The following is a 24,563-nucleotide window of genomic DNA, read 5'->3' on the forward strand; positions in this document are numbered from 1 at the left end:
TGGTCTCCTGTGAATTTTATGTTCGTTTTTATGCTAGAAAATTCTCGTTTATGCGCGTGCTACGCCAAACTGTATAGGATGCAAAGTTCTGCGGCGTGCCTCTTCGCATACCGCAAGTACGCAGGCCAGCAACTGGCGCGTATCGCGCGGGTCGATCACGCCATCGTCGAGCAGGCGCGCGGAGGTGTAGGCCACGCTGGTTTGCTTCTCAAACGTGTCTATCACTTTGGTGCGCATGGTCTCTATCGTGGCGAGTGCGGCTTGATCGATCTCTAGCCCCTTGCGCCGCATGCTGCCCTCCATCACGATCGCCATGGTATTGGCGGCTTGCTCCGCGCCCATCACGGCGGTTTTGGCATTGGGCCAGCTGAAACAAAAATCCGGCATGAAGCCGCGTCCCGACATACCATAATTGCCAGCCCCGAAAGAAGCGCCGCAATGCAGCGTGATGCGCGGCACGCTGGCATTCGCCATCGCTTGTATCATCTTGGAGCCATGTTTGATCATGCCGGCTTGCTCTGAGGTCTTGCCGACGATAAAGCCTGTGGTGTTTTGCAAATACAGTAGAGGCGTGGCCGACTGGCAGCACAGCTGGATAAAATGCGTGGCCTTATTCGCCCCGGCCGGATCGAGCGGGCCGTTATTTGTGATGATGCCTACGCGTATGCCGCAGATGCTGGCGTGACCGGTCACGGTAGCGGCACCGTAGTCGGGTTTAAATTCCAAAAAATCAGAGTCATCGACGATGCGGGCAATCACCTCGCGCATGTCCAGCGGTTTCTTGTGATCGGGGATGGCAATGCCTAGTAATTCTTCCGCCTCAAAACGTGGCGGCTGATAAGTTAACATGCCTGCCATGCGCGCTGGCAGATCGCGATTCCAGTCCAGCGCCGCCACCACATCGCGTGCAATGCGCAAGGCATCGGCATCGTCTTCGGCCAGATATTCGGCCAGGCCAGAAATACTCGCATGCATCTCGGCACCACCTAGTTCTTCCTCGGTCGCGATCTCGCCGGTGGCGGCTTTCAGCAAGGGCGGCCCGGCCAAAAAAGCCTTGGCGCGCTCACGTACCATCACCACATAATCGGACAAGCCCGGCATATACGCGCCGCCCGCGGTGCTGGAACCATGCACCACGCTAATCACCGGCAAGCCCGCGGCCGACAGCCGCGCCAGCCAGTAAAAGCCGCTGCCGCCATGGATGAAGGTCTCGACCTGATACGCCAGCAAATTGGCACCGGCACATTCGACCAGATGGATCAAGGGCAGCTTCTGATCGTAGGTAATTTTTTGCGCACGCTGGAATTTTTCTATACCCATAGGCTGCACCGCACCGGCCTCGATACCGGAATCATCAACGACGATCATGGCGCGCACGCCGCTGACATAACCTATACCAGCCACCAGGCCGGCACCAGGGATAGATTTGGCAGTATCTGGATGATCGAGGCCATAGCCCGCCAGCGTCGATAATTCTAAAAACGGCGCGGCTATATCGAGCAAACGCCCTAGGCGCTCACGCGGCAACAGCTGACCACGCTTCTCGAACAAGGGTCGCGACGCAGCCGACTTGTCTCGAGTGCGCTGCTCCAAGGCGCGCAGCGCGGCGATTTGCACCAGCAAGGCGGCGCGATTGCCCTGATATTCTTCACTCTGAGTAAGGATGCGGCTAGCCAAAATCGCCATTACTTAGTCTCCTGTTTTTGTAATACTTTAGGAGTGCTGGCCAGATGAAAGCCATCATAGGCCGCCACCTTATTCTTTACTTCAGCCATGGGATAGCCGCCGCGCACATTCGGCCGTCCGCCATCCACGCGCAAACAAGTGCCGGTAATGAAGGAGGCCGCCTCGGACAAGAGAAACACGATAGCCGCAGAAATCTCGGCCTCGGTGGCAAAGCGCTGCAAAGGCACAGTGCGTGGAAATTCGCGTATGGTGGAGGCCATCTCAGGCGGATAGGCATCCATGCCGGAAGAGGCAACATAACCGGGCGCGACCGCATTCACGCGCACTCCGTATTGCGCCCATTCAAACGCGGCAGTCTCAGTAAAGTTGATCATACCGGCGCGCGCTGCACCGGAGTGCCCCATACCCGGCATGCCGCCCCACATATCGGCGACAATATTCACGATCGTGCCGCCGGTTTTTTCCATAGCCTGATTTAAGCATTCGCGTGCCATCAGAAAACCGCCGGTCAGATTGGTCTGCAACACGGCTTCCCAACCTTTGAGAGAAATATTTTTCAGCGGAGACGGAAACTGGCCACCGGCATTATTTACTAGCCCATCGATATGGCCATGCTGGCGGACGATAGTGGCGATCAAGTTCTTGACACTGTCTTCGTCGCGGATATTACAGACGTAAGAAAAGACCTTGCCTCGCAATGCCGTAATTTCTTCGCTGACCGCATCGAGCTTGGCTTGCGTGCGCCCGATGATTAGCACAGTGGCGCCCAAGCCCGCCAATTCATGCGCCGTACAGCGACCTATGCCGCTGCCGCCGCCCGTCACGATCATGGTTTTACCCTGAAACAGGTCGGGTCTAAATATGGAACTATACATTTCTTCTCCTAAAATTTTTTAGCATTCAGCCAGGGCTTTGCGCGCTTAAGGCTAAATTTAGACCCAGCCCAACTGGCGTGCCGCCAGATCGTTCAACACTTCTTCGGCGCCACCACCTATCATGTAGACCTTGACTTCGCGATAAATTCGCTCTGACTTGGTGCCGCGCATATAGCCCATGCCACCCAATATCTGCACCGCATGGTCGGCACAAAATTGCATGGTCTGGGTAGCGAAATTTTTCAGCATGCAGATTTGCGCCACCGGTTGCTGGCCCTGCTGCAAGCGCGCCGCCAGGTCTTCCAGCAAGGCACGGGTCGCTTCGATCTGCGTCGCCATCGCCACCAGTTTGTGTCTGACCACCTGATGCTCGACCAGATGCTTGCCGAAAGTAATCCGCTCTCTTGCCCAATCCGAGGCTTCATCCAGACAGACGCAGGCAAAGCCATAGGCTTGCAAGGCCAGAGCCAGACGTTCGTGATTAAAATTGCGCATAAAAATCTCAAAGCCGCGATTTTCCTGACCTAGCAAATTCGCCACTGGCACACGGCAATTGTCAAAATGAATTTGCGCAGTATCGGAGCACCACCAGCCCATTTTTTTCAAAGGAGTGCGGCTAATACCGGGCGTATCAGCCTCTATCAGTAAAGCTGAGACGCCGCTGGCACCCGCGCCACCAGTACGCACCGCGACCGTCAAGTAGTCGGCGCGCATGCCGGAAGTGATGAAGGTCTTGCTGCCATTCACGATATAAAAAGCGCCGCTGTCATCCAGCACTGCGCGGGTGCAGAGATTGGCTACATCCGAGCCGCCCGAAGGTTCTGTCACGGCCAGAGCAATGATTTTTTGACCGCTGAGTATCTCGGGCAATACCCGCGCCTTGAGTGCCGCACTTCCGCCAGCGACTATCGGCGGCGCGCCTATCGTATGGCTGAACAGCGATGCCATCAGGCCACCGCAAGCGGTGCGCGAGAGTTCTTCTATCATGGCGATTTCATAAAACAGATCGCCCGCAGTAGTACCGTTGCCACCATATTCTTCTGTAAAACCCAGACCCAGCAAACCCAGTTCGGCGGCGCGCTTATATAACTCACGCGGAAACGATTCGGCCTCATCCCAGGCATCGACATGCGGTAGTAATTCGGTATCGACGAAACGTTTTACCGTCGCGCGAAAGCTTTCATGTTCGGCCGTAAAATGAACCGAACGCGGCATCTGTGGATACATTATGTAGCTCCTTCATCGGCGAACCAATCAGCAGGTACCTGCAGCGGCATCGCCAGCAGGATTTGCGCCATGCCCTTGCCTAGAGGATCGTGGCGCAAGGAAGCCATACCGCCGCCACCCAAAGCCTGTTCGCAGACGAAATTAAACGCATGGATACCGGGCAAGGCGTAGCGCGTCACCTTGCCTTGGACCAGTTGCGCCAGATAGGCGGCGACACTGGTTACTGTCAATTGCGCGCGCAACAACGGCAGATATTCAGCCCGGCGCGCCATCACACCGATATTCGAGATATCGCCCTTGTCGCCACTGCGGGCATAGGCCAGACGGATCAGCGGCACCGTGATTTGGTCGCCTTGCGGCAGCTGGGTATTATTCTCTTCAACGACCATCGATGAAGACAAAGACAAATCACTACCACGCGGTATCGGCACGGTGATTGGCTCCACCTGCGCAGTCTCTCCCCGCAAACTAAAGCTCACAGACAGGCGCTGTTTATCGATTAAAAAAGCGAACTGCTTGATCGCCGGCGAGACACCCGGCCGGCCGCCACCGGCACCGGTAGTGCCCGGTGACCAGGAGGTGCCAGCCGGGGCAATTTCGCGTGAAAATATCTCTAGCGCCTGCTTGTGCGTGTGGCTGACTGCCAGCCACATCACGGCTTCAAATAAAGGCGCGCGCGCAATATGTGCGCCGTAGGCCGCGGCTGTACCCAGCACTTCGATATGGGTCGCGCTATAGTCAGGCAAACCCAGGCGTGTGAATATCTCGCGGGTGCGCGCCAGTATCGCTTCTGCGGTACGCCTGACTTTGCGTTCGGCATCAACCCCGACCACGGTCAGTTGCGCGGCACTGCGAAAACCGTCGGCGTAGGTGGCGCTGACTTTATAGCTAGAAGGTGCAGCGTAGCCCTTCACGCCCTCGACCAGCACGCGATGTTCTGCGGCTTGTGTCAGCCTAACCTGAGTAAAATCGCAAATCACATCCGGCAAGATATAGCGCGCCGGATCGCCGATTTCGTACAAGAGTTGTTCGCCGACGGTGGCTGGAGTCACCAGCCCCCCGGTGCCATCCGGTTTGGTGACGATGAAACTGCCATCCTGAAGGCATTCAACTATCGGGTAGCCGCTGTGCGCCCAGTCTGGCACATTTTCCCAGTCGGTATGGAGGCCACCAACACCCTGGCAACCGCATTCTATGATGTGCCCGGCCAGGCTTGCAGCCGCCAGTTTGTCGTAGTCATCCATGCTCCAGTGAAATTCGTGCAATAGCGCGCCCAGGGTGACGGCGCTATCGACGCAACGCCCGGTGATCACGACATCCGCACCGGCATCGAGTGCCAGCTTGATCGGTAATGCGCCTAGATAGGCGTTCGCGCTCAAGATTTTTTCCGGTAAGGCTTTGCCGCTTTGCATGTCGCGTACGTCTTCTGCGCGCAAGGCCGGTAACAGCGGCAGCACGTCGTCGCCCTCGACCACGGCAATCTTGATGGCAACGCCCAATTCATTCGCCAGGGCTTGCAAGGCAGTCGCGCAAGCGCGTGGATTGACGCCGCCGGCATTCGCGATCACGCGTATGCCGCGCGCCTTGGCGTCTTGCAGCACAGCCTTCATCGCAATCGAGACAAAATCGGTGGCGTAACCCATTTCTTGATTTTTCAGCTTGGCCGATGCCAGCAAGGACATGGTCAGTTCGGCTAGGTAGTCGAACACCAGATAATCAATCTTGCCAGAGGCCACCAGTTGCGTGGCACCTGTCATGCTATCCCCCCAAAAACCGGAGGCACCGCCAATGGCGATCATGTGTTTTGTCATAGATTTCTTTCTAGCGTCCGGTCCAAACCGGCGGGCGTTTTTCGCGGAAGGCCAGTTGCCCTTCTTGCGCGTCTGCGGTCTGGGCAAACAAGCCTATCTGGCTTTCTGTAAAGGCCATGGCTTGCTCAAATGGCAGACTCTCGATTTGTTTGAGTGTATATAGACCACGGCGCTGCGCGGCCGGAGATTTATTGATGATGCGCGCCAGCAGCCAGGCAAGTTTGTCATCCAGCTGATCCGCTTCGGCGACGTAATTGAGCAAGCCTAGCTGCTGCGCTTGTTCGGCAGAAATCGCTTCGCCGCTGAGGCAAAGTTCATTCAAGATGCGGCGCGGGATCTGGTGTTGTAGCACCGCCAGCACTTGAGCTGGGAACAATCCCACTTTCACTTCCGGCAAACCAAAAGTCGCGCTGCTACTAGCCACCGCCAGATCACACATCGCCAACAAGCCCATGCCGCCGGCCATGCAGGCACCGTTCACGCGGGCGATCAAAGGTGTGGTGCTATGTCGGGCCTGACGCAAGAGTTCGGCAAACTGTTGATGCGGCGCGGAATAATCAAAACTAAAACTGCTGCCGGACTGCAGATCAGCACCGGCGCAAAACGCCTTGTCACCAACGCCGGTCAGCACGATTGCCTGCACACCCGGGTCAGCTTCGCTGTCAGCCAAAGCACTGCGGATACCGTCCAGCACCTCCGCATTTAAGGCATTGCGCCGCTGCTCGCGGTTGATGGTGAGCCACAACACCTGGCCGCGCATCTCGCTGAATAATTCTTTGCTCATACCGTCTCCAATGCTTTGCTTCACCTAGATAGTAGATGTCGTATTTTTATCATTTCGACCCAAAATACGGCGCTCAGCAAATAATAAATCAAACGATTGATTTAATCAATGAAGCATCTAAGGCATAGGTTTGATGGCAATAAGAAGGGATGTACGAACAGGCACCGGGCTTCGCAAAAAAAATAGCAGGCATCGCCATCACGCAATAGCCATGCGGCTTTCCAGCCTGCCTGGCCTGCAGACCGCATGGAATATGCGTGTTGGACGAGTGTTGTTTTCGGATTTTCTACCTAGTCTTGCACTGAGCATATTGCAGTCCAAAGCGCGGAGCGAATACGCGTAACAACCGGGATTGCCCTGTCCAGCAGCAAAAAAATGCCTGTTTTATCTGAAGTAATTTGTAAAACTTTGTTAGGAAACTGAGGCAAGCTAGCTGCAGCGCCAGAGTGCAGAGACCGCGTTTGCGCCAGACCTTAGCCCGCTCTCGCATATCCATACGCGGGTATAACGCGGTATGATAGGCGATTGTCATCTTCACAAATTTTTCTTATTCGCTTTGTTTATGCCTATCATCAGCGCACTCACTCTGTATCCAATCAAATCCTGTGCCGGCATATCCTTGCAAACGGCAACCTTGACCGAGGCTGGCTTGTCGCATCAGACGCTACGTGATCGTGAGTGGATGCTGATCGATAGCAATAATCAATTTTTGACGCAACGGGAATACCCCAGAATGGCGTTGCTGCAACCGGAATTGGCTGACGAAAAACTGATGTTGCACGCTCCCGATATGCCAGCACTAGAGATTGGCCTGATACCGGCAACACCCGGCACTCTTGTGCAAGTGCAGGTCTGGGATGACCTGGTACCCGCCTATGATTGCGGCGCCACTGCGGCCAGCTGGCTGACCCGCTTTCTGGGTGTTAACTGCCGTCTGGTACGCAGCCATCCCTCGTCCCAACGTTGTGCCAACCCCAAGTGGACGGGCGACATCAAAGTACCGGCTCTGTTTTCAGATGGTTATCCACTTCTGCTTATTTCTAGTGCCTCATTGGAAGATTTAAATCAAAGATTGCTGGCACAGGGTCGCGCTGCCGTGCCCATGGATCGATTTCGACCGAATATTGTGATCGATGGTGTGGAAGCGTTTGAAGAAGATTATGCAGAAGTGCTGATCATCCATAAAACCAACGCGGCACAGCAGAGCATCCAGCTGCAACCGGTTAAACCCTGCCCACGCTGCCCGATACCGGCAGTAGATCAAGCTAGCGCAGAAGTAGGACCAAATCCTGTCGATATCCTGCAAAGCTATCGCAGCAATCCCTTGCTCGAAGGCGCAGTAACTTTTGGCATGAACACCATCGTCCGGCAAGGTGCTGGACAAACCATCGCCGTCGGTGATGCGCTAGAATTACAGCTGGCCTTTTGATTATGATCGCTGCCCTGCAATTCACACTGAATGTAGCATTGGATACCAGCTACATATGGACGACACTATGGATAAGTTAGCGACACCATCGCCTGGAGAGACCGTGCTATCTATGGCGAATCAGGAATTAATCCAGGAAAACCGCGTGCTGCGTGAGCAAATGCGTAGCTTCCTCAAGCAGGCCCATGATAATCAAGCCATCATGTCGCGTCATCAGAATTTCAATTTGGAATTGATAGGAGCGAGTAGCTTTCGCGAACTGATAGAGACTATTTTCAGTACCCTCGCCAGCAGTTCGGATCTCGATGTAGTGAGCCTGACTTTGATCGATAGACAAAATAATTTACGTGGCATCTTGCAAGACCTCAGTTTTGAATTAAGCGATTTCCCCCGGCTGATGTTTGTCGCCAACGAAGCAGAACTAGCCTTACCGGCCGATACCCGGGAAAAACCCGCGCTAGGTCTCTATTCTGCACAAAAGCATGCATCGTTTTTTTCGACTTGCCCGAAAAAACCTATGAGCATCGCGCTGGTTCCACTATTTAAACAAAATCGACTAATCGGTTGCCTCAATCTGGGTAGTTTTAATGCGACTCGCTTCAGCGACAACATGGCGACAGATTTTATCCAACAGATGGGCTTTATCATCGCCACCTGCCTGGAAAACGTCATCAATCATGAACGTCTGACGTATATAGGTCTAACCGATCCGCTGACCAACGTCAGCAATCGGCGCAATGTAGAACGCAGAATGTTAGAAGAAATCGCACGTGCCCGCCGCCAGCAATACAGTATCGCCTGTATGTATCTGGACATCGATTTTTTCAAACAAGTGAATGATCAATATGGCCATCAAAGCGGAGATGACGTTTTAAAAGAAGTGGCCAGTCGCATCAAGGCTGAACTACGCTTGAGCGATACCTTAGGACGATTTGGCGGTGAAGAGTTTGTGGTGCTACTGGTCAATACTGATCTGCAAGCTGCGGCGCAAGTGGCAGAAAGAATACGCCTGAGCATTGCCAGCACACCTTTTTTCCTGAGTATGAGCGGTGTTTGCAATAGCACGATTTCTATCGGTATCGCCGCCCTCAGCGAAAACGAAAATCATGGCGACGCGGATGCCATCGCCGCCGAATTATTATGGAAAGCAGACCGCGCCTTGTACGATGCGAAAGAACAAGGCCGCAATCGAGTATGTCTGTCTAAATAAAACTTAGCCAGGTTTTTTTGCTTCTGCCTGCAATCGTTCGTACTTGGCAAGTAATTGCTCCGGTGTTTCACTCCATGCCGGATTAAACGGTATGCAACTCACCGGACAAACTTCTTTACATTGTGGTACGTCGTAATGACCGACACACTCGGTACATTTATTCGGATCGATCTCGTAAATTTCAGGGCCCATATAAATCGCTTCATTTGGGCACTCCGGTTCGCATACATCGCAATTGATGCAATCGTCGGTAATTAGTAAAGCCATACATCCTCCTGCTACTTCTAAATATTTCTGCCGCTAAGCTTGGCTCAGCTTAAGCCATCGCCTGGCACTTATTGTCCTTCTGCGTCCGCCACTTTTTGCTTGAGCCACTTATCTACGGAAGGAAATACGAATTTTGATACATCGCCGCCAAACATGGCGATCTCACGCACGATAGTACCTGAGATAAATTGATACTGATCAGATGGTGTCAGAAACAAGGTTTCGACATCCGGCAATAAATAGCGATTCATACCCGCCATCTGAAATTCGTATTCAAAATCAGAGACGGCTCGCAAACCACGGACAATCACGCGTGCATCGTTTTTGCGCACAAAATCTTTCAGCAAACCAGAAAAACTTTCCACGCGCACGTTTGGGTAATGCCCTAAGACTTCATTGGCAATCGTCAGGCGTTCGTCCAGTGAAAAGAAAGGTTTTTTATTTTTGCTGTCGGCCACGCCAACTACCAGCGTGTCAAACAGACCCGAGGCGCGACGCACCAAATCTTCGTGTCCACGTGTCAGTGGATCGAAAGTTCCCGGATATACGGCTGTGACCATCTTTACTCCCTTATTCACTACTCAAATATGAATATGCACCACGACGAGCGGGCATTATGCCTGATTTTCTGGCAAATCATGCGCCAAATTGCTGCGTTGCAGTATGTGATAATGTACAGCCCCCGCTTGATCGGCTCGTAAAACATTCCAACCGAGCAAATAATCTGGCGCTTCTTGCATATTGCCATCAATCATCAAAGCGTGTTCAGCCTCGACATACAGTAAGCCATTTTGCGTGAGTAATTGCGCACAAATTGGCAAAATTTTCTGCAATATACCGAGTCCAAACGGCGGATCAAGAAAAATAAGGTCCACTGTTTGCCGACGGGCAGCCATCCCAGTCGCCACAGTTATAGCATCAGCGCGCAACAAAACAACTTCATCGGCGCTTAATTTCTGCTTAACTTGTTCCAACTGTTTAAACGCCGGCGTATGAGATTCGACCATCGTCACTTGGGTAGCGCCTCGGCTGGCCGCCTCAAAACCTAATGCTCCACTGCCGGCAAATAAATCCAGACAAACTAAATCTTGCCAACCGCCAGGCAATAAAAAATTCAACCAATTAAACACCGTCTCACGCACTCGGTCCGGGGTTGGGCGCAAGCCTTCAGCCACAATCACGTTCAAGGGCGTGCGCTTCCAGCGTCCGGCAATGATTCTCACCTGATGTGATGGACGACTAGGCACGGGCGTTTTTTTGTTGTTGGTTTTCATAGAGCGAGCAACTAGTTGAGAATGTGAGTCAAAATTACCAACAGGGGTCTGTTAGAATGGCAGCATTCTAACCTGTACTCACTGCAACTACCCAAATCCTCGATGTTTAGCTTTTTTAAGAAAAAACCCAAAGATGAGTCCACTTCTACTCCAGAAGCGACTCCCGCTACAATCTTAACGACTACCGAGCCGCTAGCCGCGCCAGTATCGTCACTCGACAAACCGTCGTGGTTAAGCCGTCTCAAGGCCGGTTTATCCAAAACTTCATCTAGTCTGACGACCTTGTTTGTCGGTGCAAAAATCGACGACGACTTATATGATGAGCTAGAAACTGCATTGTTAATTTCCGATGCTGGCGTTGAGGCGACTCAGTTTTTATTGACGGGGCTCAAGAAAAAGGTCAAAGATGAAAAATTGACCGAAGCCGAGCAAGTCAAAACGGCATTAAAAACCTTGCTACTTGAATTACTCAGCCCTTTACAAAAACCTTTAGAACTGGGCCGACATCAACCACTGGTGATGATGATCTCGGGTGTCAATGGCGCGGGAAAAACCACCACCATAGGCAAACTGGCCAAGCATTTACAGAGCCACCAACAGTCGGTCTTACTGGCGGCCGGCGACACCTTTCGCGCTGCGGCACGTGAGCAACTGACGATTTGGGGCGAAAGAAATAATATCACCGTAATTTCTCAAGAATCGGGGGACCCGGCGGCAGTAGCCTTTGATGCAGTAGCATCTGCCAAGGCGCGCGGCACCAATGTCGTGATGGTCGACACCGCGGGTCGCCTACCTACCCAGCTACACCTGATGGAAGAGTTAAAAAAAATCAAGCGTGTGATAGGCAAAGGTATGGATGGCGCCCCGCAAGAGATCCTGCTGGTGATCGATGGCAACACTGGTCAAAACGCACTGGCGCAAGTAAAGGCTTTTGATGCTGCGTTGAATTTAACTGGTCTGATCATCACCAAACTCGATGGCACCGCCAAAGGTGGCGTGCTGGCCGCAATTGCAAAAATTCATCCCATTCCTGTGTATTTTATAGGCATAGGCGAACAGATAGAGGATTTACAAGCCTTTAATGCGCAAGAATTTGTGAACGCTTTATTTGATTAACCGTCTTCATTCCAGATCATGATCGAATTTCAGCATGTGACCAAGGAGTACACGCAAGGCGTCTATGCCTTGCGCGATATATCACTCTCGATTGCCGATGGTGAATTAATTTTTTTAGCAGGACCATCGGGCGCCGGAAAGTCGAGCTTATTGAAATTAATCGCAGGTGTTGAACGCGCTAGCGGTGGCATCGTTAGTGTGCATGGACAAGATGTCAGTAAGCTCAATGCCAGCAGTCTGCCGTTTTACCGACGCAAACTGGGTTTAATCCTGCAGGGACAAGGCTTACTTCTGGACCGCAGCGTGTTAGCCAATGTGATGTTGCCCTTGATCGTAGCGGGAGCAGCAAGAAGCGAGGCTGAGATTCGCGCCAAAGTCGCCTTGGAAAAAGTGAATTTATTCGACAAAGCAGATGCCCGACCATTGACACTCTCGGGCGGCGAACAACAGCGTGTTGCGATTGCTCGTGCAATCGTGAATCGCCCTCGTATTATTTTGGCTGATGAGCCTACCGCTTTTCTCGATAAAGATAATGCCAACAAGGTATTAAGCGCCTTGAAGGCATTCCAGAGCGCCGGCGTTACCTGCATTATTTCCAGCCACGATGAGCAATTGCTCGAACAAGCCAGTCGCGTAATTTATCTCAGCAAGGGAGCAATCAGCGACTCTTGGACATCGGCATTAGCCGCCTAGCCGGATAAGGACACATCATGACGAGCTGGTTACGCCTACATATTTCTGCTATCACAAGCGCGCTTTCACATTTACGTGCAAGCCCTGGAAATTTTTTATTCAATGCGCTGGTAGTAGCAATCGCTTTGGCACTACCGATAGCGGGGCTGACGCTGATAGAAAATATCCGTCCGGTTTCAGCGCAATTATCGATAGAGCCAGAAATCAGCATTTTCTTGCAGCCAGCGACACCGCGTACTGAAGCCACCGCACTTTCCCTTACGATCAAGACGATCTTAAAAACAGCGAAGGTTTCCGCAAAACTGAGTTTCATCACCAAAGACAAAGCCTTGGCGGCGATGGAAGAAACATCCAGCTTGGCTGAGGTATTGGCAACTTTAGGTGGTAACCCTTTGCCAGACGCGTATGTTTTATCGCTCTCAAATGAGGATACTGATAAAGTCGATGCGCTGGTATCAAGTCTGAAGTCAATGCCAAATGTCGATGTAGTACAAATTGACTCTGCATGGGTGAAACGACTCTCTGCTCTGGTGCAGGTATTGCAAATCTTCTTGTTATTTTTAGGCGGCACTCTAGGCGTAGTAGTGGTTGTGGTCATTTTTAACGCTACCCGCCTGCAAGTGATGTCACATCAGGCCGAAATTTCTATTGCCCGCCTGTTGGGAGCTAGTAATAGTTTTATACACAAACCGTATTACTATACTGGTGCCTTGCTTGGCTTACTGGCAGGCAGCGCAGCCCTGTGTCTAATTGCACTGGCTTTGCAACCACTGAATTTGGCAATTGCCGATTTTGCTAAACTCTACGCTTCTGAATTTCATTTAATACCTCTAGGCATCATCCCCAGCTTATTCTTACTAGCAATCAGCATGTGCTTAGGTTTATTCGGTGCGTTTTTTTCGGTAAGACGTCAACTCGCCCGAATTTCTAGCTTCTAATAGCTGAAATTAATTATTTAATTGATCTTTCTCAATAATTTCTGAAACTTTTACTTATGGACGGGCTCTAACTTCTATAATCAAGTAAATAAATTGCTCAATAAGCAATACAATTTATTTGTACTTTCTGCCATATTCAATATAAATAGAGGTTCTTAGCACTCAAGCTCAGAGAGTGCTAATATATGAAATTGAAGTGATAGCCCTTAGCACTGTTTTCTTTATCAATAGCAAGCGACTGGCAGCAAATCTGGAGGAAAAATGACTTATTCATCGACACAAACCATTACGCCGTTTTCAAATAGCACAGCGCTAGCATTGGGTTTTAGCGGTACTCTCGGAAATATAGATGCCTATATTTCTGCAGTTAATCGCCTGCCTATGCTGACACATGAGCAAGAGATGGATTTGGCCAAACAATTGCGCGAGAATAATGATCTCAATGCCGCGCAACAGTTGGTTATGTCGCACTTACGTTTGGTTGTATCAATTGCTCGTGGTTATCTTGGTTATGGCCTGCCGCATGCAGACTTGATCCAAGAAGGTAATATTGGTTTGATGAAAGCAGTTAAACGTTTCGATCCTGACCAAGGTGTTCGTTTAGTCTCGTATGCCATGCATTGGATTAAGGCCGAAATGCATGAGTACATCCTGAAAAATTGGCGCCTAGTCAAAGTCGCGACAACTAAAGCACAACGTAAACTGTTCTTTAATCTGCGTAGCCATAAAGAAGGCCTCGACTCAATGTCGCAGGCACAAATCGAATCGCTCGCAAAAAAATTGGATGTGAAACGCGAGGAAGTGATAGAGATGGAAATGCGTTTATCCGGTCGCGATATTGCAATGGATTCGCAAACTGATGATGAAGATGATAAATTTGCACCTATTGCTTATCTCAAAACAGAAGTAGATGAACCTACCCATGTAATTGAAGCGCAACGCTATGATAGATTACAAAGCGAGGGCTTGGAAACCGCGTTATCCAAGTTAGATGCTCGCTCGCGCCACATAATAGAATCGCGCTGGTTACAAAACGACGATGGTTCAGGCGCAACTTTGCACGAATTAGCCAGCGAATATGGGGTTTCTGCCGAACGTATCCGTCAGATCGAAAGTGCCGCATTAAAAAAAATGAAGACTGCCTTAGTCGCCTACGCATAGGCGGTGAGTAAATCCATAAAAAATGGCGCTTAGATAGCGCCATTTTTATTTTTCATATTAAATCCTACTTCAATAATATTTTGAGATCATGCACGATAGGTTCCGCACCTTGTCCATGCCGTACAAATAAACGAATCCGACCCTCGGGGTCGAAAACGTAACTGCCAGCAGTATGATCCATAGTGTAGGAGTCGGCTGTCTTGCCCTGTGCTTTTTGATAGAAAACTTTAAAATCCTTGGCTACTTTAGCGGTTGCGGCCTGGTCGCCATATAGTCCCAGAAAACGCTTATCGAAGTTTGGTACATAGGCGGCCAGCAAGGCCTGAGTATCGCGTTCAGGATCGACGGTAACGAACAATACCTGTACTTTTTCAGACAACGGCCCCATTTGCTTCATCACATTAGCCATCTCAACCATGGTGGTTGGACAAACGTCCGGGCACTGAGTGTAACCAAAGAAAATAACGACCGCTTTCCCTTTGAAATCGGCCAAAGTACGGGCCTTACCGTTGTGGTCGGTTAACTCGAAATTTTTTGCGTAATCCAAACCTGTTAGATCCGTATTAATGAATTTATCAGTTGGATTCGAGCAAGCCACTACAAGCAATAAAGCAGACAGACAAAACAATTTAAATTGCCGAGGTAGAAACATCATAGCGTCTATAATTTAATGTAGTGATCGACCAGCAAGGCAAGAAACAACAGCGACAAGTAGATGATAGAAAAGGTAAAAGTCTTTCTCGCGAGTAGGTCATCGTAGTGGCGATAAATGCGCCACGCATACCAAAGGAACATCACTCCAAGTATAACCGCACTAATAAGATAAATAAGGCCACTCATATGTACCGCATATGGCAGCATAGTCGTGGCGAATAAAGCGATGGTATACAGCCAGACATGAAAGCGCGTGAACTCCAGACCATGCGTAATTGGTAACATAGGCAAGCCAGACTTTGCATAATCGTCGCGTCTATACATGGCCAAGGCCCAAAAATGTGGTGGAGTCCAGATAAAAATAATTAACACCAGGAGCCAAGCTTGCATAGGAACATCATTAGCAATCGCTGCCCAGCCTAATGCCGGCGGCATCGCGCCTGAGAGCCCACCTATTACAATATTCTGCGGTGTTGCTGGTTTTAAAACTATAGTATAAATCAGAGCATAGCCAACAAAAGTGGCGAACGTCAGCCACATCGTCAATGGGTTCACGAATTGATATAAAATCCACATGCCGGCTCCACCAATGGCACAGGAAAACACTAGAATTTGAGGTTCGGTTATTTCGCCACTGGCACTTGCCCGCCGTGCTGTCCTAGCCATACGGGAGTCAATCTCACGTTCGATCAGACAATTGACGGCAAACGCTGCGCCTGCAAGCAACCAAATACCTATGGTCGCTGCAAACACGACGCGCCAATCAGGGAATTCTGGCGTTGCTAAAAACATGCCAATTACGGCGCAGAAGACGGCAAGCTGCGTGACGCGTGGTTTAGTCAGCGCCAAATATTGCGCGAGACGATTATTAGAAATACTCAAAGTTGTCATGAAAAATCAGGGGGCTGCTGCGTGCCGAACTCGGTAGTTTAACATGCACAGCAAAAGCACGAGCAAAGCCGCTCCAGCATTATGTAAGACCGCAATCAACAAAGGCCAGGAAAAAAACACGGTGGAGGCACCGCTCAACAACTGCAGAAAAATAAACAACAAGAGGCTCTTACCGATTCCGCGTAAAGCAGGTATTTTTTTTACTCGATATACTAAGTAGAGTACGATCAGTACGACCAACCAAGCGAAGCTACGATGCACCCATTGAATCGCGACCAAAGCAGAAAACGGTAAAAATTCTCCGTTTGCTGTTTGTCCCAATTGTCGCCACAGACTAAAAGCGTGTTCAAAATCTAGCTGAGGAATTAACGCTCCATTGCAGAGTGGGTAATCATGGCAAGCCAAAGCAGCATAGTTGGTGCTTACCCATCCACCCAAAGCTATCTGTATAAACAACAATAAAAGTGCGAGCGTAGCGATGCTAATAAGACTTGATGCTATATGTTTTTCAAGAATGGTGGATCCTTCCCGAACCCAAGCCCAAGTGAGCAACGCTAACAATCCCATACCCAATAACAAATGTGTGGTGACGATCAATGGTTGCAACTTACGCGTCACTGTCCAGGCACCGAAAGCACCTTGCAAGCAGACAAACAGAAATAAAGCTGTCGCCAACCAAGGCGTATGTTTGAGCCGGCTACGACGCCACCATGCAATGCACATCTGCGCCACGATTAGCACACCGACGCACATGGCCAGATAGCGATGTATCATTTCTATCCAGGCTTTTTGTAAAGTCACAGGCCCGTTAGGCATCAAAATCTGAGCAGACTTTATCGCACTCAGTGACTGCAAGGGGTTCGCCTGACCATAGCATCCCGGCCAGTCCGGGCATCCCAAACCGGAATCGGTTAGCCGTGTAAAGGCGCCAAAAACAATCAAATCCAAAGTCAAAAATAAAGTGACTCCAATTAATTTTCGGTATTTATTCGCATCATCAGATACCCACACCAAAGAAAGCGGTAGCAAGGCGACTAAAAGCGCAGTAATGAAAAGTTGCGGCCACATAATTTGCGTCTAACCTATCGCCGATGCTTTTAATAGTTTAGAGATATCTTTTTTCATTTTTTGCGGGTCCGCATCTTTAGGAAATCGCAACATCAGATTTCCAAGCGGATCGATCATAAATAGATGATCGCTGATTTGCGTATTTTCTTCGCCAGGCAACCATTTCTTAAGCGCGGCTACATCCACTCTGATCATACGAGTACCATCAAATGCACGTATCAAAACCGTATCGACCGCTTGTTCATCGGTGATCAACCAGACACGCTCCACCCGTTCCATTTCTTTGCCTTGCATCAGGCGCAATTGACGCATGTCGTACAATTTTTTTTCACAGGATTTGGCGCAGGAGCCGCTATCGACTTGTAGCATGATCCACTTACCACTGTAGGCATTGAGCTCTTTTGGCTCGCCACCCAACAGTAGCCCACCCAATTTAGGCATGGGATAAAGACGTGGATCAAGTATGGTTCCGTAATTAGTACGGCCACTAGGTTTGATTACGTAATAAGTCAGGTAGGACAGAAGCATGGGAGCCGCACAGACCGCCAACACCGCGAATAATTTCCAACGACCTGAAGAAGTTCTTTTATCTATTTTTTCCACGACGAAATCCTGTTACAACAAAAAAAATGACTGCCATTAAAGACAGCGCATACCATTGAAAGGCATAAGCACGGTGCTTGTCTGCGCCCGCGGAAGGAAGCGGCCATTCGCGCAGCAAACCGTCTACAGAAACGGAAGTTTGCTCAAGCACCAAACCAAACATCTTTAAACCAGTCTGCTGAGCTACGTCCTGCGCAGTAATATTTTGCACGATAGCCCCAGGAACCAAGGGTGTGGCCTGGCCTAGTTGCATAACTTTATCGATACTGCCTCTCAAAACACCGTCCAAATTAATAGTCCCTACTGGCGTGTTCAACGAAGGCATTAGAGTACGATTATTCGGGTTTCTTGGTTGCCATCCGCGCGCCACCAAAATATATCGATCACTTCCTGCAATTTTGAACGGCATCATCACGTAAAAACCTGCAACACCATGTAATGGACGGTTATCCAAATACAGAGGCCAACCCACAACGAATTCCCCGCTTAAAGATGCCCTTCGAAATACTAACTCAGTGCTAGCGCCAATCAGTTCATGCGTTTGTACGGGAGCTAAACTTGCTCGTGCAAACGTGGCCGATGCGATCTTCTCTTTCTCCAACGCACGGCCAGTTTGCCATTGTCCCAGAGTTATCCCTAACGCGCACAGCGCGACTGTGAGCATCATTGGAATCAGACGAAAGCGAAAGGAATATGGCATTACAATAGAGGTTTTCTATATAGGCTTAGGGTATGAAAATTCTTGTGGCTATCGCTTTTTTACTCATCTTCATTAGTCTAGGATCTGCCTTGGTATATATGATGAAAGACAAAGGCAAGAGCAATCGGACCGTGAAGGCTTTGGCGTTTCGAGTGGGATTTTCCATCGCTCTTTTTGTTTTAATTCTGATCGCACATCATTTCGGCTTAATACAACCTACCGGTATTCGTTAAGGCACTTTATTACAGATTAAATATCGAAAGATAGATATAAAAAAAAGCCGCACAGTGTGCGGCTTTTTCTTTAGATGTGATGGAGTTTCTAAAGCAAATCAGAGCCAATATACAACGACATACAAACCGAGCCAAACCACATCGACAAAATGCCAATACCAAGCAGCACCTTCGAACGCAAAGTGGTGCTCAGGAGTGAAGTCGCCTCTTAAAACGCGATACAGAACTACTGATAACATAATTGCGCCCATAGTCACATGGAAGCCATGGAAACCAGTCAACATGAAAAAGGTCGATCCATAAATGCCTGAGGTCAGTTTCAGGTTCAATTCTGAATATGCTTCGATATATTCAAAAGCCTGAAAGCCCATGAACACTGCGCCTAGCAAGATCGTTGCGAATAACCAAATCGCCGTTTTGGCACGATGTCCTTCGCGCAAGGCATGATGAGCAATCGTCAAAGTTACGCCAGAAGTCAACAATAAGGCCGTGTTAATTGTTGGAATAGGAAACGGTGTCATCGTTTTGAACGCTTCTATAGTCCCCGCTGGACCCGTATTGCCCCACTGTGCTGCAAAATCGGGCCACAACACTTTATGATCCAAATCTGCTAACCAAGGCATGCTGATACTGCGAGCATAGAACAAGGCACCAAAAAAAGCACCGAAGAACATGACTTCAGAAAAAATGAACCAACTCATACTCCAACGGAAAGATACGTCAACTCGAGCGCTATACTGACCCGCTTCAGATTCGGAAATAGCATCCCCAAACCATTTATAGAGCACCACCAAAGTGAGAAAAATGCCTGTAAAGTTGAGGTACATACCCCAACTAATACCATTGACCCATGCAGATGCGCCAAACATAGTGAGCAACAAAGTGACGCCCCCCAAGATTGGCCATTGAGATGGACCAGGTACAAAATAATAAGGTGCCTTAGCGCTGTGAGAACTCATTTCCATCTCCCGATACAATTTTTAAACTAAATTTCTTTATTTTGCAACGACACTTTTAACAATAAATATCAGTGTCGCAATGAATATTAATGCACCTATTACACCTGCGATGATCACATGGAGCGGATTAAGCTGCGCCGCATCCTGTTCATAATCGCTTTTTTTTCGTATGCCTAAAAAAGACCAAAATACTGCCTTGGCTGTTGCTAGAAACGAGGCTTTTCGTTTACTTGCTTGCTTCAATTCGTCCATTATTTACACGCCTTCTGCAGTGGTTTTAGGTTTCCCGCCCACCTCAAAAAATGTATATGACAAGGTAATTGTCTTTACATCTTTTGGTAAACTAGGATCTATATAAAACACCACAGGCATTTGCCTCGCTTCATTTGCTTCCAAAGTTTGCTGCTTAAAACAAAAACATTCCATCTTTTTAAAGTACGCTGCGGCCTGTTGCGGCGCATAACTCGGTATCGCTTGCGCTTCCATCTTATACGCCTGCTTATTCACTACCTCGTACATAATTTGCGCCATCTCGCCCGGATGTACTTTTAAGCTGGACACAGTAGGCCGAAAGCGCCAAGGCCCTTGCGTATTGGCATCAAACTCAACAGTGACTTCACGCGTTCTATCTATCTGAGAATTAGATATTTCTTTGATCGAAATATCTTTCGGAGTAAGAATATTAACCCCGGTCAATTCACAAATTTGCTTGTAAATCGGCACCAAAGCGTAACCAAAACCAAACATCACCACGGCAATCACCAATAGTTTGCTCAGCATAGTGAGATTGAGCTTCTTCGTGCCAGACTGCCGTTCTGCCACCACTTGTTTCGTTTCTTCGGACATTAGATTCTATGGTCCGTCAACGTAACCAAGTCTGCTTAACAAACACACCAATAAAAAATACCAAGACGACAGAGAACAACATGAGTGCGGTTCTAAGATTATTCGGTTTTTTTTGATTTTTCATTTTTTACAGGAAGTACGACTCGCGTCGCACCTCCTACCTAAAGCTTATTTAACGACTGGTGGCTCTTCAAATGTATGGAAAGGGGCAGGACTTGGTACTGTCCATTCCAATCCTTCAGCGCCATCCCAAGGCTTAGCCGGAGCTGGCTTGCCGCCCTTAATACAAGGAATCACAACGAAGAGCAGGAAATACACTTGCATCAAACCAAAACCGAAAGCACCAACTGTAGCAATCATATTGAAGTCAGTGAACTGCGCCGGATAATCTGCGTAACGACGCGGCATACCCGCCAAACCCAAAAAGTGCATAGGGAAAAAGGTAATATTAAACAAAATCAAAGAGCCCCAGAAATGGATCTTGCCACGGGTTTCGTTGTACATGAAACCTGTCCACTTTGGACTCCAGTAGTAGTAACCGGCAAACAAGGCAAATAAAGAACCTGCCACCAATACGTAGTGGAAATGAGCAACCACGTAGTAAGTATCCTGCAATTGAATATCGATTGGTGTTACGGCCAAGATTAACCCTGTGAAACCACCCATGGTGAACACGAAAATAAAACCAACTGCAAACAACATAGGCGTTTCGAAAGTCATTGAGCCTTTCCACATAGTTGCCACCCAGTTAAATACCTTCACACCGGTAGGAACCGAAATCAACATTGTGGCGTACATGAAGAACAATTGTGCAGTAACTGGCATACCCGTAGTGAACATGTGGTGAGCCCAAACGATAAATGACAGAATCGCGATCGAAGAGGTTGCATACACCATTGATGCATATCCAAACAAAGGCTTACGGGCAAATGCGGGAACGATTTGAGAAACGATACCGAAAGCTGGCAGAATCATGATGTATACCTCTGGATGTCCGAAGAACCAGAAAATATGTTGGTACATCACAGGGTCACCGCCACCGGCAGCATTAAAGAAGGATGTGCCAAAATGGCGATCAGTCAAAGTCATGGTAATCGCACCGGCCAACACTGGCATCACAGCGATCAACAAATACGCAGTAATCAACCAAGTCCAGCAAAACATCGGCATCTTCATCAAGGTCATGCCAGGAGCACGCATATTGAGGATAGTAGTGATGATGTTGATAGAACCCATAATGGATGAAGCACCCATGATATGCACAGCGAAAATCGCCATATCCATACCAGGCCCCATTTGCGTTGATAATGGTGCGTACAAGGTCCAACCGGCAGCAGTAGCACCGCCTGGCACCCAGAAGGAAGCCATCAACAGAATAGCGGCCGGAGGCATTAACCAGAATGAAAAATTATTCATACGGGCAAACGCCATATCAGAGGCGCCAATCTGCAGCGGTATCATCCAGTTAGCAAAACCAACGAAGGCTGGCATAATCGCGCCAAAAACCATCACCAAGCCGTGCATTGTAGTGAGTTGATTGAAGAATTCCGGTTGCATGAACTGCAAACCTGGTTGAAATAACTCACTGCGTATCAACAGTGCCATGACGCCGCCAGCCATTAGCATGGTGAAAGCGAAAATCAAATAGAGGTTACCAATAACTTTATGGTTAGTGGCCAATAAATACCGTCTCCAGCCGTGCGGCTCGTCGTGGCTGTGGTCATCGTGACCATGAGAATGATCGTGTGCGTGATCGACTGCTGTGTTGCTCATCTCAATCTCCTGTTCAATTACTTACGTGCAGCCAAAACTTCGGCTGGCTGGACGATATTTTCTGCGGCTTTGTTTGTCCAGTTGTTACGGGTATAGGTAATCACCGCAGCAATTTCTGTATCAGACAAAGTGGCTTTCCATGCTGGCATTGCATTTTTTCCGTTCAGTAAAATCGCTACTTGCCCGGCTTTTGCACCAGTCACTACTGCAGAACCATCCAGTGCAGGGAACGCACCTGGAACGCCTTTACCAGTCGCCTGATGACAAGCGACGCAATTAGCTGCATACACTTTTTCACCACGCTGTTTTAACTCGTCTACGGTCCAAACTTTGCTTGGATCGTCCGCATTCGCAGCCATTTCCTTTTTCTTAGCATCTACCCATTTTTTGTAGTCAGCATCGGAAACGACGTTCACCACGATAGGCATGAACGCATGTTCTTTCCCGCATAATTCTGAACATAGACCGCGATAAACGCCGATTTTATCTACTTTAAACCAAGTATCACGCACAAAACCTGGGATAGCATCTTGCTTGACGCCGAAGGCGGGAATCGACCACGAGTGAATGACATCATTTGCCGTTGTAATCAGGCGTATTTTCTTATTGACTGGCACGTAGACTTCATTGTCGACTTCCATCAAATAATTGTCGCCACGCGCTTCCGTTGCTTGCACACCAGGAGCACCGACTTGGGTTCTTGGAGTTTTCAGTGTAGAGAGGAAAGAAATCCCTTCGCCTTCACCTTTCAGGTAGTCATAACCCCATTTCCACTGCATACCTGTAGTTTTGATGGTGATATCAGCGTTTGAGGTATCTTTCATTGAAACCAAAGTCTTGGTAGCAGGCAGAGCCATACCAATCACGATAATGAAAGGGACTATCGTCCATAAAATCTCGACCGTAGTACTTTCATGAAAAGTCGCCGCTTTGTGTCCAACTGATTTGCGATGCTTCAGAATGGAATAAAACATCACACTGAAAACGGCGACGAAAATCACCAGACAAATCACGAGCATCAAATTATGCAAAGAATAAATTTGCTCAGCGATTTGTGTCGCTGGCGTTTGCAAATTCATCTCTAGAACAGCCGGACCACCCTGGCTATCTTTTACTGCCGCCCACGTTGGCATTCCTGCTGCCATGAGCGAAGCACCCAGCATTAACGACTGTAATCGCTTAGCATGTTTCATGATTTCCCCAAAAACCCTGTTTAAATTTTTTATTAGAAGCGACAAAATACATACTGGCAACTTCTACAACTGCGAGAGTATAAAGGGAAAAGCCCTCTCGCATCAAGGAAAAATCAAGCAGATTGTGCACATGCAGACCATGATCTGGCGCAAACCAAGGGCTATTTAGCTAAAGCAAACTCGGTAAAGTAAGCAAGTCTTGATATGTATTAAGAGTTTTTTTTGGGGAAATCCAAACGAATGACAGATTCGCCAGACGCTAGTTTCTTGGGCATAGGTTTAAAAGCATGTCCATAAATCACCTCAAAGGTTAAGGGAATACGTCCGTCTTGATTACGCATTGCCTCCAAGTTTTGACACAAAGAACGGTAAGCGTGGCGACCGATCAAGCCTTGGCGACGAGTAAGAAGTGGATTACCACCAAGTGCCCGCACATCAGCAAATAATTTATCTACTGTATCGTAGGTTAAGGTCAATTTTTCCATATCCATCACCGGGGTAGCAAAACCGACATTGACTAACATATCACCAAAATCATGCATATCGACAAACGGCAGGGTATGCGGCGCACTATCTATACCGGCAAACGCAAGGCGTAATTCAGACAAAGTGTCGGGACCAAAACAAGAAAACATTAACAAGCCATCGGTACGTAAAACTCGACGCCACTCCGCAAATACAAGATCGGGCTGCGGATGCCAGTGCAATGCCAAGTTCGACCAGACCAAATCGACGCTAGCGGCAGACAGTGGCAATTGGGCAAAGTCACCACAAATCAAGCCAGAATTGCGTCCGGATTGCAGAGAGGCTGGCAACCATTTATGCATCATCCTATCCACAGCATTTTTCGCTAACTGTTGCTGTCGCAATGCTAAATTTAGCACAGCCTGTGAACCATCGGCACCGATTAAATGCGCTTTAGGAAAGCGCTTTTGCAACTGCAAGATCTCGGTGCCGTCACCACATCCCGCATCTAAGACCCGATCTGGCTCAATTTTGACTAAATCGAGTTTATCGCGCATGCGACTGGCAATTTCTCTGCGTAAAAATTCTGAGGCTTTTATACGGTCTACGCGTGAAAAAATCTGACGAACACGTTGCAAATCAATAGGAGCGCTAAGCATAAATTGGTGATAGGTAGACAGTAGGACGGCAAATACCGGAGTGAAGTG

Annotated in this window: 27 protein-coding genes; 7 read left to right on the plus strand and 20 right to left on the minus strand. The window is 48.9% G+C overall.

Features of this window, described 5'->3' with window-relative positions; all coding sequences use genetic code 11:
* Positions 1 to 48 precede the first annotated feature (48 nt).
* From ACO0K8_RS09190 to ACO0K8_RS09210, 5 genes are read right to left on the minus strand one after another with little or no spacing between them, the layout of a single operon-like run.
* Positions 49 to 1,686, minus strand: coding sequence for an acyl-CoA carboxylase subunit beta (locus ACO0K8_RS09190; protein WP_422946352.1), 1,638 nt, complete (start codon positions 1,684 to 1,686; stop codon positions 49 to 51).
* On the minus strand, positions 1,686 to 2,561 hold the full coding sequence (locus ACO0K8_RS09195) for an SDR family oxidoreductase (protein WP_422946353.1): 876 nt from the start codon (positions 2,559 to 2,561) through the stop codon (positions 1,686 to 1,688). The genes ACO0K8_RS09190 and ACO0K8_RS09195 overlap by 1 nt, the downstream gene beginning before the upstream one ends.
* 57 nt (positions 2,562 to 2,618) lie before the next feature.
* Positions 2,619 to 3,788, minus strand: coding sequence for an acyl-CoA dehydrogenase family protein (locus ACO0K8_RS09200; protein WP_422946354.1), 1,170 nt, complete (start codon positions 3,786 to 3,788; stop codon positions 2,619 to 2,621).
* Positions 3,788 to 5,599 carry an acyclic terpene utilization AtuA family protein gene (locus ACO0K8_RS09205; protein WP_422946355.1) on the minus strand — a complete coding sequence of 604 codons (1,812 nt, stop codon included), beginning with the start codon at positions 5,597 to 5,599 and terminating at the stop codon, positions 3,788 to 3,790. Before ACO0K8_RS09205 ends, ACO0K8_RS09200 begins: the two co-directional genes overlap by 1 nt.
* 10 nt (positions 5,600 to 5,609) lie before the next feature.
* Complete coding sequence (locus tag ACO0K8_RS09210) at positions 5,610 to 6,383, minus strand: enoyl-CoA hydratase/isomerase family protein (RefSeq protein ID WP_422946356.1); 774 nt, start codon at positions 6,381 to 6,383, stop codon at positions 5,610 to 5,612.
* Positions 6,384 to 6,945: 562 nt separating this feature from the next.
* On the opposite strand from ACO0K8_RS09210, the gene ACO0K8_RS09215 reads away from it, so the two are divergent.
* Together ACO0K8_RS09215 and ACO0K8_RS09220 are read left to right on the plus strand one after the other, a co-directional pair.
* On the plus strand, positions 6,946 to 7,812 hold the full coding sequence (locus tag ACO0K8_RS09215; RefSeq protein WP_422946357.1) for an MOSC domain-containing protein: 867 nt from the start codon (positions 6,946 to 6,948) through the stop codon (positions 7,810 to 7,812).
* 55 nt (positions 7,813 to 7,867) lie between these two features.
* Positions 7,868 to 9,022: a DUF484 family protein gene (locus ACO0K8_RS09220; RefSeq protein ID WP_422946358.1), complete on the plus strand. Its 1,155-nt coding sequence runs from the start codon at positions 7,868 to 7,870 to the stop codon at positions 9,020 to 9,022.
* 3 nt (positions 9,023 to 9,025) lie between these two features.
* Here the strand turns inward: ACO0K8_RS09220 and ACO0K8_RS09225 are convergent, their stop codons facing one another.
* The 3 genes from ACO0K8_RS09225 to rsmD all read right to left on the minus strand — a co-directional run bounded on the left by ACO0K8_RS09225 (position 9,026) and on the right by rsmD (position 10,563).
* Positions 9,026 to 9,289 carry a YfhL family 4Fe-4S dicluster ferredoxin gene (locus ACO0K8_RS09225; protein ID WP_422946359.1) on the minus strand — a complete coding sequence of 88 codons (264 nt, stop codon included), beginning with the start codon at positions 9,287 to 9,289 and terminating at the stop codon, positions 9,026 to 9,028.
* Positions 9,290 to 9,357: 68 nt separating this feature from the next.
* Positions 9,358 to 9,849 (minus strand): pantetheine-phosphate adenylyltransferase, encoded by a 492-nt coding sequence (coaD, locus tag ACO0K8_RS09230; protein ID WP_126128040.1) that lies wholly within the window; start codon positions 9,847 to 9,849, stop codon positions 9,358 to 9,360.
* Positions 9,850 to 9,903: 54 nt separating this feature from the next.
* Complete coding sequence (gene rsmD / locus ACO0K8_RS09235) at positions 9,904 to 10,563, minus strand: 16S rRNA (guanine(966)-N(2))-methyltransferase RsmD (protein WP_422946360.1); 660 nt, start codon at positions 10,561 to 10,563, stop codon at positions 9,904 to 9,906.
* Between the two features lie 102 nt (positions 10,564 to 10,665).
* Here rsmD and ftsY point away from each other — a divergent pair, with 102 nt between their 5' ends.
* The 4 genes from ftsY to rpoH all read left to right on the plus strand — a co-directional run bounded on the left by ftsY (position 10,666) and on the right by rpoH (position 14,471).
* Entirely contained in the window at positions 10,666 to 11,679 is a 1,014-nt protein-coding gene (gene ftsY / locus ACO0K8_RS09240) for a signal recognition particle-docking protein FtsY (protein WP_422946361.1), read from the plus strand.
* An 18-nt stretch (positions 11,680 to 11,697) separates the two neighbouring features.
* A complete protein-coding gene (locus ACO0K8_RS09245; RefSeq protein WP_422946362.1) occupies positions 11,698 to 12,372 on the plus strand; it encodes a cell division ATP-binding protein FtsE in 675 nt (224 codons plus the stop codon).
* A gap of 17 nt (positions 12,373 to 12,389) precedes the next feature.
* Positions 12,390 to 13,310, plus strand: coding sequence for a cell division protein FtsX (locus tag ACO0K8_RS09250; RefSeq protein WP_422946363.1), 921 nt, complete (start codon positions 12,390 to 12,392; stop codon positions 13,308 to 13,310).
* Positions 13,311 to 13,571: 261 nt separating this feature from the next.
* Positions 13,572 to 14,471, plus strand: a complete 900-nt coding sequence (gene rpoH, locus ACO0K8_RS09255) for an RNA polymerase sigma factor RpoH (RefSeq protein ID WP_422946364.1) — start codon at positions 13,572 to 13,574, stop codon at positions 14,469 to 14,471.
* Between the two features lie 64 nt (positions 14,472 to 14,535).
* Here the strand turns inward: rpoH and ACO0K8_RS09260 are convergent, their stop codons facing one another.
* The 5 genes from ACO0K8_RS09260 to ACO0K8_RS09280 are packed head-to-tail and all read right to left on the minus strand — an operon-like array spanning position 14,536 to position 18,354.
* Positions 14,536 to 15,123, minus strand: a complete 588-nt coding sequence (locus ACO0K8_RS09260; RefSeq protein WP_422946631.1) for an SCO family protein — start codon at positions 15,121 to 15,123, stop codon at positions 14,536 to 14,538.
* An 8-nt stretch (positions 15,124 to 15,131) separates the two neighbouring features.
* Positions 15,132 to 16,016 carry a heme o synthase gene (cyoE, locus tag ACO0K8_RS09265; RefSeq protein WP_422946365.1) on the minus strand — a complete coding sequence of 295 codons (885 nt, stop codon included), beginning with the start codon at positions 16,014 to 16,016 and terminating at the stop codon, positions 15,132 to 15,134.
* A 6-nt stretch (positions 16,017 to 16,022) separates the two neighbouring features.
* The gene (locus ACO0K8_RS09270) at positions 16,023 to 17,084 is read right to left on the minus strand and encodes a COX15/CtaA family protein (protein ID WP_422946366.1); all 1,062 of its coding nucleotides are present in this window, start codon (positions 17,082 to 17,084) and stop codon (positions 16,023 to 16,025) included.
* Between the two features lie 9 nt (positions 17,085 to 17,093).
* Entirely contained in the window at positions 17,094 to 17,678 is a 585-nt protein-coding gene (locus tag ACO0K8_RS09275; RefSeq protein ID WP_422946632.1) for an SCO family protein, read from the minus strand.
* On the minus strand, positions 17,671 to 18,354 hold the full coding sequence (locus ACO0K8_RS09280; RefSeq protein ID WP_422946367.1) for an SURF1 family protein: 684 nt from the start codon (positions 18,352 to 18,354) through the stop codon (positions 17,671 to 17,673). Before ACO0K8_RS09280 ends, ACO0K8_RS09275 begins: the two co-directional genes overlap by 8 nt.
* Before the next feature lie 65 nt (positions 18,355 to 18,419).
* Here ACO0K8_RS09280 and ACO0K8_RS09285 point away from each other — a divergent pair, with 65 nt between their 5' ends.
* Positions 18,420 to 18,620 carry a twin transmembrane helix small protein gene (locus ACO0K8_RS09285; protein ID WP_422946368.1) on the plus strand — a complete coding sequence of 67 codons (201 nt, stop codon included), beginning with the start codon at positions 18,420 to 18,422 and terminating at the stop codon, positions 18,618 to 18,620.
* A gap of 98 nt (positions 18,621 to 18,718) precedes the next feature.
* Here ACO0K8_RS09285 and ACO0K8_RS09290 read toward each other — a convergent pair whose 3' ends face one another.
* From ACO0K8_RS09290 to ACO0K8_RS09320, 7 genes are all read right to left on the minus strand, one after another.
* On the minus strand, positions 18,719 to 19,579 hold the full coding sequence (locus ACO0K8_RS09290; RefSeq protein WP_422946369.1) for a cytochrome c oxidase subunit 3: 861 nt from the start codon (positions 19,577 to 19,579) through the stop codon (positions 18,719 to 18,721).
* A 36-nt stretch (positions 19,580 to 19,615) separates the two neighbouring features.
* Positions 19,616 to 19,831, minus strand: a complete 216-nt coding sequence (locus tag ACO0K8_RS09295) for a DUF2970 domain-containing protein (RefSeq protein ID WP_422946370.1) — start codon at positions 19,829 to 19,831, stop codon at positions 19,616 to 19,618.
* 3 nt (positions 19,832 to 19,834) lie between these two features.
* Positions 19,835 to 20,425 carry a cytochrome c oxidase assembly protein gene (locus ACO0K8_RS09300; protein WP_422946371.1) on the minus strand — a complete coding sequence of 197 codons (591 nt, stop codon included), beginning with the start codon at positions 20,423 to 20,425 and terminating at the stop codon, positions 19,835 to 19,837.
* Positions 20,426 to 20,441: 16 nt separating this feature from the next.
* Positions 20,442 to 20,549, minus strand: coding sequence for a cytochrome oxidase small assembly protein (locus ACO0K8_RS09305; protein WP_422946372.1), 108 nt, complete (start codon positions 20,547 to 20,549; stop codon positions 20,442 to 20,444).
* A 44-nt stretch (positions 20,550 to 20,593) separates the two neighbouring features.
* Positions 20,594 to 22,198 carry a cytochrome c oxidase subunit I gene (gene ctaD / locus ACO0K8_RS09310; protein WP_422946373.1) on the minus strand — a complete coding sequence of 535 codons (1,605 nt, stop codon included), beginning with the start codon at positions 22,196 to 22,198 and terminating at the stop codon, positions 20,594 to 20,596.
* Positions 22,199 to 22,215: 17 nt separating this feature from the next.
* On the minus strand, positions 22,216 to 23,391 hold the full coding sequence (coxB, locus tag ACO0K8_RS09315; RefSeq protein WP_422946633.1) for a cytochrome c oxidase subunit II: 1,176 nt from the start codon (positions 23,389 to 23,391) through the stop codon (positions 22,216 to 22,218).
* 209 nt (positions 23,392 to 23,600) lie between these two features.
* Positions 23,601 to 24,515, minus strand: a complete 915-nt coding sequence (locus tag ACO0K8_RS09320) for a methyltransferase domain-containing protein (RefSeq protein WP_422946374.1) — start codon at positions 24,513 to 24,515, stop codon at positions 23,601 to 23,603.
* Positions 24,516 to 24,563 lie beyond the last annotated feature (48 nt).

The sequence above is a fragment of the Undibacterium sp. Ren11W genome (assembly GCF_049340485.1).
Lineage (GTDB): Bacteria > Pseudomonadota > Gammaproteobacteria > Burkholderiales > Burkholderiaceae_D > Undibacterium.